Annotated in this window: 2 protein-coding genes; both read right to left on the minus strand. The window is 74.1% G+C overall.

Going from position 1 to position 10,456, the window contains the following annotated elements; genetic code table 11:
* Window positions 1-2,776: beta-ketoacyl synthase N-terminal-like domain-containing protein (locus tag H0X00_RS17160; RefSeq protein ID WP_293773243.1), on the minus strand; the 2,776-nt coding region annotated here is incomplete at its 3' end.
* 4 nt (window positions 2,777-2,780) lie between these two features.
* Window positions 2,781-10,037, minus strand: coding sequence for a type I polyketide synthase (locus tag H0X00_RS17165; RefSeq protein ID WP_293773244.1), 7,257 nt, complete (start codon window positions 10,035-10,037; stop codon window positions 2,781-2,783).
* Window positions 10,038-10,456: the final 419 nt, after the last annotated feature.

Consider the following 10,456-nt stretch of genomic DNA (forward strand, 5'->3'; position numbering starts at 1 on the left):
GTCCGGGCGGTGCGTGGCGCGCCGGGATGGGTCCGGGTGTCAGGTCCGGCGTCGCGGTGAGCCGGACCAGCGGCGCCCCGAGCCTGAGCGGAACTCCGCCGCCGGTGCGCGCCGCGGGCGGCGGCGTACGGGTCGGCGCGGGCTCCGGCTCCTCGGTCCCGGCGCTCAGGCGGGAGAAGCGTGGGTGCGCGCCCTCGGTCCACAGCGCGGCCGCGACTCGTCGCAGCTGCTCCAGCCCGGTCCGCTTGGGCGCATTGGCGCTGATCGACAGGTGCGGGGTCGCTGCGGAGTCGAGTACGTCCTCGACGAAGCCAGGCAGGCTGCCGGTCCCGACCTGGACGAAGGCGCGCACGCCCTCGGCGTAGAGCCGCTGGATCAGCGGTCCGAAGAGCACCGGTTCGACGAGGTTGCGCAGCAGCAGCGCGCGCACCTCGGCCGGTTCCTCCGGATACGGCGCCACGGTCGTCGCCGACCACAGCGGGACCTGCTGCGGACGCAGCGTCAGACCCGCGATGAACTCCCGGGACGGCCCGAGGAAGGGCTCCAGGTACGGGGTGTGGAAACCGGAGCGGAAGGCCAGCACCGAGCCGCTCACGCCGCGCTCCCGCAACCGTTCCAGAGCGATCGCGACCGAGGACTCGGTGCCGCAGATGATCGACTGGTGCGGACAGTTGTCGTGCGAGAGCACGACGTCCGGCAGGTCCGCGATGATCCCCTCGGCCAGCGACGCTCCGCCGCCGATGACGCCGAAGACCAGGTCGGGAACCCCGGGCCCGGCGTCGAAGGCGCGGGTGGAGTCGGCGAACTCCTCGAACGGAGCCGCCCCGGCGGCGATCAGTGCGCTCCACTCCCCGATGCTGTGCCCGGCGACCACGTCGGGCCGCAGGTCCAGCGCTCTCAGGGCCGAGTGCAGCAGCCGTCCCACACCCGCCAGCTCGAGACCGCGCCGACCCAGGGTGGCGCCGGAGGCCGCCCGCACCGGGGGAAGCCCGAAGTGCGCGGCGACGTCGTCGACGCGGGGCTCGAAACTCTCCTCCAGACCGGGGAACAGGAACGCGATCCGCCCGCCGTCGGCCAGCAACGGCGCCGGGGAGAACCAGACCTCGTTGCGTCCGCGCCAGCCACTGCCCTGCGCGACCACCTTGCGGGCGAGCGCGAGCCGCTTCGGATCCGGGTTCACGATGGCGAGCCGGGCCGGCCCGCCGGCCGGCGGCGCGGCGGCGTCGTCCCGTGCCAGCAGAACCTCGTCGACCGCCTCCAGTTGCACCGCGATCGCAGCCGCGTCCGCCCCCGCGAGCAGCAGCACCCGTTCCGAGCGGCTTGCGTCCGAAGCGCCGTGAGTAATAGCGCCCGATCGTTCGGACGCAGCGAGGTAGGCGGGGGAGCCACCGCCGGTGGGCGCCTGCTCCAGCACGACGTGGGAGTTGATGCCGCCGAAGCCGAACGCATTCACCGCCGCGCGCCGGAGACCGTGCCCGGTCCACTCGCGTGCCTCGGTGACCGGGGCGAACCGGGTGCCGGCCATCGCTGGGTGCGGGTCCTCGCAGTGCAGGGTCGGCGGCAGGAAGCCTTCGTGGACGGCGAGCGCGGCCTTGATCAGCCCGGCCGCACCGGCGGCCGGCATCGCGTGGCCGATCATCGACTTCACCGACCCGATGCCGATGTCTGCGCCCCCCGCGGACGGACCGAACACCTCGGTCAGCGAGGCGAGCTCGGTGGCGTCGCCGGCCACCGTGGCGGTGCCGTGCGCCTCGACCAGCCCGACCGACCCGGGCTCGCGCGGGTCGATCCCGGCGGCGGCCCAGGCGGCCCGCATCGCCGCGACCTGACCGCTGGACTGCGGGGCCATCAGGCTTGCCGCCCGCCCGTCGCCGGCCACCCCGGTGCCGCGGATGACGGCGTACACCCGCTCGTCGCGGACGTCGGCGAGACGCTTGAGCACGACGATCGCGGTGCCTTCACCGATCAGGATCCCGTCCGCGCCGCGGTGGAACGGCCGGATGCGCTCACTCGGGGACAGCGCGCCGAGCAGGTTGAACCCGGACCAGAAGGTGATGTCGTGGCAGTGGTGCACGCCGCCGGCGAGCACCACGTCGCAGCGGCCGGACGCGAGGTCCTGGACCGCGTGGTCGACCGCGATCAGCGAGGAGGCGCAGGCGGCGTCCACGGTGTAGGCCGGCCCGGCCAGGTCGAGCCGGTTCGCGGTGCGGGAGGCGACCAGGTTCGGCACCATCAGGTCGATGCCGGACTCCTCGCGCATCTCCCCGGAGCGGGCGGCGAAGGAGGCGCGCACCTCCTCCAGCTGCTCCTCGGACAGCGCAGGCATGAGCTCCCGCAGCGTGGCGACGAGCTGGTTGGCGGTGCGGACCCGGTCGACGAAGCGCGACATGCCGGCATTGAAGTAGCCACCGCGGCCGAGCACGATCCCGACCTTGCTCCGGTCCCCCAGGGAGTCCGGGCCACCCGCGTCGTCGATCGCCGCGGCGGCCGTGGCCAGGGCGATCAGTTGCTCGGCCTCGATGTCGCCGACGGCCATCGGCATGATGCCGAACCGCATCGGCTCGAAGGTCACCTCGTCGACGAACCCGCCGCGGCGGCAGTACATCCGGTCCCCGGGCCGGGTCTTCGCGGCCGCGGGGTCGTAGAACTCGGCGTCCCAACGCGAGGCCGGGACGTCGGTGATGGCGTCCACGCCGGCGCGCAGGTTGGCCCGGTAAGCCGCGAGATCCGGCGCGCCGGGCAGGACGGCCGCCATCCCGACGACGGCGACGTCCATGCGATCAGCCCCTGAGCCCACCAGAGAAAGCTACGTCGAACGCGGCCGGCTCGGCGCAGACGTACACCACCTGGGGGCTCGCGCCGTGGGCGAGCTCACGCAGCAGCGCCGCGACACCGTCGTCCGGGTGGATCGCGCCGACGCCCTGGCGGGCGTAGGTGCGCAGCAACTCGGCGGAGACCATGCCAGACCCAGCAGCACTGCCGGCGTCCACGGAGAGCTCAGTGGGCAGCCAGGGACCCCAGTCGACGCTGACGACCCGTCCGGTGAAGCGGGTCTCCCAGGCGCGGGCCAGGCAGTCCAGCGCGTCGTTGGCCGCGGCGTAGTCGCACTGGCCGCGGTTGCCGAACACTCCGGAGACGCTGCCGAACATCACCAGGAAGCCGAGGTCGGCGGGCAGCGCGGCGGCCAGCGCGCGGGCGCCGTCCACCTTGGTCTCCCAGACCCGGGCGAAGCCGTCCGCGGACTTGTCCGCGATCAGCCGGTCGTCGAGGACGCCGGCGCCGTGCACCACGCCGTCGATCCGGCCGTGGCGCGCCATCACCTCGGCGATGCCGTCTCCGACCGCGACCGCGTCACGGACGTCGATGGCCTGGTAGGTGACCGAGGCGGCGACCGCCTGCAGGGCGACCATGGTGGAGCGGATCTCCCGCTCGGCCAGGAGCCGGGCCACCTCGCGCTCGACCTGCGCGGGCACGGTGATGCCGCCCGCGATGAGCGCGCGGCGAAGCTCGGCCTCGTCCGCGGCGCGGGCCGTGGCCGGGTCCTCGGTCGCGGCGGGCAGCGGGCTACGGCCCCAGAGAACGATGTGGCACCCGGAGACGGAGGCCAGGCCGGCCGCGGCGCGGGCGGTGATGCCACGCGCGCCGCCGGTGAGCAGGACGACCGAACCAGGAGTCAGGTTGAGCTCGGCGGCGGTGGGGATGGCGTCGACCTCGAGCGCCGCGGGCACCAGCGCGAGGGTCGAACGCACACCCTCGGCGTAGCCGACGACCTCGGGACCGGCCGGGTTCACCAGCTCCGCCAGCAGGCGGGTGGTGAGCAGGTCCGCGGTCTCTTTCGGGTCGATGTCCAGCGCGCGGCACGACACGTGCGGGTACTCCCGCGCGATCGTGCGGACCAGACCGGCCAGGCCCATGCCGGCCGGGGCGTCGGAGCGCGGCGGGGCGTCGGTCGCGGTGCGGTGACCCATCCGGCCACCGGTGCCGGTGACCACGAGCAGTTGGCGGGCCCCGCCCAGGACGGCGCGGCGTAGCACGGCGAAGGCGTCCGGCAGGGACGGCGGCTCACTCGGGCCGGCCGCGCCGAGGTGGACCAGGATGTCGACGTCGCCCAGCTCGGTGTCCGCATCGGTGGACACACTGCGCACGGTCGCACCGCGTGCGGTCAGCGCGTCGGCGAGCTCGATCGCGATGCCCAGCCCGCCGCCGACCATCGTGACATGACGGCCCGTCAGGTCACCTTCGGCGGAGGTCACCGGCTCGGCCGGAGTCAGCTGCATCAGGTAGCGGCGGACCGGCTCGCGGTCGAGCGCGGGCGGCTCGATGACTGGGGCGGCCGCAGCGATCACCGGCGCCGGGGCGCCGGTGATCGCGTCGACCATGGCCGCCATGGTGCGCATCCGCGACAGCTGCGCCTGGAAGTCCTCGTCGAGGCCGGCGCCGGGGAGGCGGTCGGCGAGCAGGCCGAGGATCTCGGTGCGCTTGAGCGAGGCGATGGACAGGTCGGCCTCGAGGTCGAGGTCGGCGCCGAGCATCTCGGCGGGGTAGCCGGTGCGCTCGGCGATCAGCTCGGCGAGGACCGTCAGGACGTGCTCGGCCGAGAGCTCGGCAGGGGCGGGCGCCGGGACCGGCTGAACCGCGATCGCTACCGGGGCGCGCTCGACGATCGCCGAGACCATGCCGGCCATGGTGCGGATCCGGGAGAGCTGGGCCTGGAAGTCCTCGTCGAGGCCCGCACCGGGGAGGTGGTCGGCGAGCAGGCCGAGGATCTCGGTGCGCTTGAGGGAGGCGATGGACAGGTCGGCCTCGAGGTCGAGGTCGGCGCCGAGCATCTCGGCGGGGTAGCCGGTGCGCTCGGCGATCAGCTCGGTGAGCACGGTCAGCACGTGCTCGCCGGAGATCTCGGGCGAGGCGGCCGGTGCCGGGATCGCCGGGGCGGCAACCGCCGCCAGGACCGGCTCGACCGGGGAAACGACCGAAGCCGGCTCGACGATGAGCGCGGGGGCGACGGCATCCTGGATAACAGGAGCCGCCTGCACCACTGACGCCACGATCGGAGCCGGCTGGGCCCCCGGAGCGGGCTGCGCCACAGGGGCGGGCGCCGCTCCGAGGAAACCGAGCACGACATCACGCTGGGCCGCGATCATCTCGCGGCTCGAGCGGAGGAACTCGAGCACGACGGCCTCGCGGCCGTCTGCCGGAACAGTGGTGACGGACTGAACGGCGGGGGCCTGCGCGGCGGGCGCGGGCATCCCATTGGCGGGCGAGGCAGGGGCAGCGGTCGAGACCTCGACGCGCTGCACCGGCCGCAGGCCGTTGGCCACGGGCGTCCCTTCGGCGGTGCGGACCAGGTGCCCGTTGACAGCCCAACCGGGCCGGCGCGGGACGTCCTGAGCGGACACGATGCGGGCGTCGCGTCCGGCGTACAGAGCGTCGGTGTCGGCGGTGACACCGGCGGCGAGCAGACGACCCAGCGAGCCCAGCAGGGCGGAGATGCCGTGCTTGCCGGGGGCGTCGGTGGCGACCGCGAGGTGCGGACGGTCACCGAGGATGGAGCCGACCAGGCCGGTCAGCACGCGGCCGGGGCCGCACTCGACGAACACGCGGGCACCCGCGGCGTACATGGCCTCGATCTGCTCGGCGAACCGGACCGGCGAGGCGACCTGGGCGGCCAGCAGCTCGCGGACCGCGGAGGACCCGAGCGGGTACGGGGCAGCCGTCGCGTTCGCCCACACCGGCAGGTGCGGCGAACCGATCTGACGGCGGCTCAGTTCGGCCTCCAGCGTCCGGGACGCGTCGGCGACGAGCGGGGAGTGGAAGGCGCACGCGACCGGGATCCGCTGGGCGGCGATGCCCCGGTCCTTCAGGGCGGCCACGGCGGAGTCGATCGAGGCGCTCGGGCCGGAGATCACGGTCTGCTCGGGGGAGTTCAGGTTCGCGATGACGACGCCGCCGCGGGACATCTGGCCGTTGAGCGCGGCGCGGATGGCGCCCTCGCCGGCCGAGACGGCGGCCATGGTGCCGGGGTCGGTGCCGGCTGCGGCCAGGATCGCCTCGCCGCGGGCGGCGGAGATCTCGAGCAGGTCGGCCGGGGTCATCGCGCCGGCCGCGCACAGCGCAGCCAGTTCGCCGTAGGAATGCCCGGCCAGGTGGTCGGGAGTGACGCCGAGGCCGCGCAGCGTGCGGAACATCGCCATGTCCGCGATGCCCAGGGCCGGCTGCGCGACGCGGGTGTCGGTGAGCGCCTTGCGCTGCGCGTCCCGGGTGGCGTCGTCGAAGGCGGCCGGCGGGAACATCGTCGGGGCCCAGCGCCGGCCGATCGCGAGCAGGTCGCCCAGCCGCGGGAACGCGGTGAACAGGTCGGCGAGCATGCCCGGGCGCTGGCTGCCCTGGCCGGGGAAGAGGAACGCGACCTCACCGGCCGCCCCGCCGCTGCGCGCGGGGTCGGAGATGAACACGGCGGGGCCGGCGCTGAACGACCGGGCGGCCGGAATCCTGGCCGCGAGGTCGTCCAGGTCGGTGGCGACGAACGTGACCTGCACCGGTCCGCTCGCGCGCTCGTCGGTCGTGCGGGCCAGGTCGCGCAGCCGCCACGGGCGACCGGCGCCGTCGTTGGCCGCGACCAGGGCGGTCAGCTCGTCGAGGGCGGCGATCGCCGCGTCCCGGGAAGCGCCGCGGATGACGAACAGCTCGCTCGGCCACTGGTCCAGGCCGTGCTTGGGGGCCGGGACGTTGGTGTAGCCGGTCAGCACCGCGTGGAAGTTGGTGCCGCCGAAGCCGAAGGCGCTCACCCCGGCCACCCGCGGACGGTCGGCCGGCCACGGGCGCGGGTTGGTGTCGAAGACGAAGGGGTTCTCGCCCGCGACCCACGCCGGGTTCGGGGTGGTGATCTTGCCGGTGGGCGGCAGCACGCCGGCGTGCAGCGCGAGCGCGGCCTTGATCAGCCCGGCCAGCCCGGCCGTGCACTTGGTGTGCCCGATCTGGGACTTCACCGAGCCGAGCGCGATGCTGCCCGCCTTGGCGCCGCGGGCGGCGAACACCTCGGAGAGAACAGTGAGCTCGGTGCGGTCGCCGACCACGGTGCCGGTGCCGTGCGCCTCGACCAGGCCGACGTCGGCCGGGGAGACGCCCGCCTGCGCGTAGGCCCGCTCCAGCGCGCGACGCTGACCCTCGGGCCGCGGGGCGGTCAGGCCGAGCGACTTGCCGTCGCTGGAGGAACCGATGCCGGCGATGACGGCGTAGATCTTGTCGCCGTCGCGCTCAGCGTCGGCCAGGCGCTTGAGCACGATCGTCGCGACGCCCTCGCCGAGGGAGATTCCGTCGGCGTTCGCGTCGAAGGGCTTGCAGTGCCCGGTCTTGGACAGCGCGCCGACCGAGGCGAACTGCAGGTAGTCCTGGATGCCGTTGTGGATGTCGGCGCCACCGGCGAGCACCATGTCGGCCGCGCCGCCGCGCAGCTGCATGCACGCGACCTCGAGGGCGGCCAGCGCCGAGGCGCACGCCGCGTCGACGGTGTAGTTGGCGCCGCCGAGGTCGAGGCGGTTGGCGATCCGGCCGGAGATGACGTTGGCCAGCGCCCCCGGGAACGAATCCTCGGTGAGCTTGGGCAGCTGCGCGTCCAGCTCGGCCGGCATCTCGCCGTGCAGCTGCGGGTACAGCGCGCGGAAGCTGTAGGCGGCCGAGAGGTCGGTGCCCGGCTCGGCGCCGAAGATGACGCCGGTGCGCTCGCGGTCGAACTCCCGGCCAGTCCCGTTCGAGGTGCCGGTCGAGGATGCGTAGCCGGCGTCGCGCAGCGCGCGGGCCGCGACCTCGAGCGAGAGCAGTTGGACCGGCTCGATCGAGGCCAGCGCCTGTGGCGGGATGCCGTAGGCGAGGGCGTCGAAGGGAATCTCCGGCAGGAAGCCGCCCCACTTGGAGGTGGAGCCGGGGCCCCCAAAGGAATCAACACCGGCGCCTTGGGCGTAGTACACCGCCGGGTCCCAGCGCTCGGCCGGTACCTCGGTGATCGCGTCGTGGTTGGCCAGCACGTGGGCCCAGAACTCGGCGAGGTCGCCGGCCTGCGGGAACACGCCCGCCATGCCGACGACGGCGATCTCCAGCCCGGTGGTGGCCTCGGCGGCCGGCGCCAGGTCGAGCTCGGCGGCGCGGCTGGTCAGGAAGGCGGAAGCGCCGGTGGTCACGGCGGCGTGCAGCTCGGCCACCGTTGTGACGGCGGTGCGCAGCCGGGCGACGTCGCCGATCATGACCATGCCGTCGCGGGCCTGGGTGTTCTCGTCGACCGGGATCAGGGCGTTGCCCTCGCGGCGGATTCCCTTGCTGGCGATCCGCAACCGGCCGACGTTGAGCTTCTCCAGCTCGGCCCAGACCTGCTCGCGCGGCGTGCCCTCGGCGAGCATCCGGTCCCGGGTCTCGGCGAAGGTGTCGACGAACGCGGTCGGCGCGCAGCGGGTGGCGTGACCCGGCGCGGTCTCCAGCAGGACGGTGGAGTCGCAGGCCAGCGCGGCGCGCTGGAAGGCCGGGCCGATGGCATTGCCGGTGACGGCCTCGGTGGTGAACAGGTACGCGGTGCCCATCAGGACGCCGGCGCGGCCACCGGCCGCGGTGATCGGGGCGGCTGCAGCCGCGACCATCGCCGCTGAGCGGGCGTCGTGGATGCCGCCGGCGAAGAGGACGTCGAGCTCGTTCAGGCAGTCGTTCGCCGAGCCGTAGGCGAGGAGGTGACGGATCTGCGCGTCCCACAGCGGGAAGCTGGCGCGCGGTCCGACGTGCCCGCCGCACTCCGAGCCCTCGAAGACGAACCGGCGCCCGCCCTCGGCCAGGAACCGGTCGAGCAGCGCGGGCGAGGGGACGTGCAGGAAGGTCGTGATACCGGCGGCCTCGAGCGGCGCGGCCTGCGCGGGGCGGCCACCGGCGATCAGCGCGTACTGGGGCTTGATCTCGTGGACGGCCTCGAGCTGGGCGGCGCGCACCTCGTCCGGCACGAAGCCGAGGATGCCGACGCCCCAGGGCAGGTCGCCGAGCAGTTCGGCGGTCTCGACGAGCAGCGCGCGGGCGTCCTCGCCGGTCATCAGCGCGAGCGCGAGGAACGGCAGGCCACCCTCGGCCGCGACGGCCTTGGCGAAGGCGGCCTGGTCCGAGACGCGGGTCATCGGGCCCTGCACGATCCGCGGGGGGTGCCCGGTCGTTTGCGCCGTGGCGACGGCTGCGGAGATGGAGGACTCGATCGAGGCGGCGACCGCGGCGACGATCCCGCCGGCGGTCACGTGCTTGTCGGCCAGCGGGCGGGCCAGCGCGCCGTCCTCGCCGACCGGCAGGGCGGACAGGGTGCGACCGAGCTTCTCGGCCAGGCCATCGGCCTCGGGACGGGTCAGGTCGGGGCGGACGTAGATCCGGTGCCCACCGATGCGGACTGTTTCGGTGCCGTCCATCGCGCGCACGGCGGCGGCGACCTCACGGGGCAGTTCGCACTCGCGGGCCAGTGCCAGCTGGGAGTCCAGGACGACGCCGGTGGCGCCGCCGGCGACGGCTGCCGCAGCGGTGTGCGGGCCGATCCCGCCGGCCAGCCAGATCTCGACAGCCCCCAGCTCGGCGGCCATCAGGTGCTGCAGGAGCACGAAGGCGCTGGCGGAGCCGGCGACCCCGGACTCGGAGCCGCGGGCCAGCAGCTTGGTCACGCCGGCTTCCACCGCGGCGCGGGCGGCGTCGGGCGAGCCGACCTCGACCATGACGGCCCGGCCTGGGGCGCCCTGACCGAGCGCCTCGGTGATCGTCCACGCGGCGTCGTCGGCCAGTACGACCAGAGAGATCGAGGCGGGCAGCTCACCCGGGGTGACCGAGCAGGCTGCTCCCACGCGGACGGCGAGCGGACCGCGCCACCACTCGACGGCCTCGGTGAGGGCGGTCAGCGCGGCTTCGCGGTCGGAACCGAGGTCCAGCACGCCGGTGGCGCCGGCCCGGGCCACCGCGACGGCCAGAGCGGCATCGGGCGTGGCGAAGGGCGTGATCCCGAGGATCCGCCGGTGCCCGCTCGACGTGCTCATGACCTGCGTTCCCTCCGTACCAGTCGCTTTGGTCGCGGCACCGGTGCAGGTGCCTGCGCTTACGGTCGGCTGGGAGTCCCCCGATCCGCCGAGTGACCCACATGGCTCAATCGTCGGAAAGCGCATGAACGTTTCAGAAACCCCGGTCCTTTCAGGCTGCCCCTCCCCAGGACCTGAACGCCTGGCCGGCACCGCTTCTGGCGCCTTCCAGAGCGACCACAGCCACGTTCTCGCAGGTCAAGTGAAGAACCCCGTGCCGCTCGGCACGGGGCGAAGGTTCGAAACTTAGGCCGCGCTTGACGAAGCGCGCGTGTGCTTAACGCCTCAATCCGGCTTCAACGGTGCGATCCGACTCACTCATACGGGCCATTGCCGGGTGGTGCCCTTTAAAGCCCGGAGCGCCGCCCCCATCTGGGGGG

The organism is Sporichthya sp. (assembly GCF_013815995.1).
Taxonomy (GTDB): Bacteria; Actinomycetota; Actinomycetes; order Sporichthyales; family Sporichthyaceae; genus Sporichthya.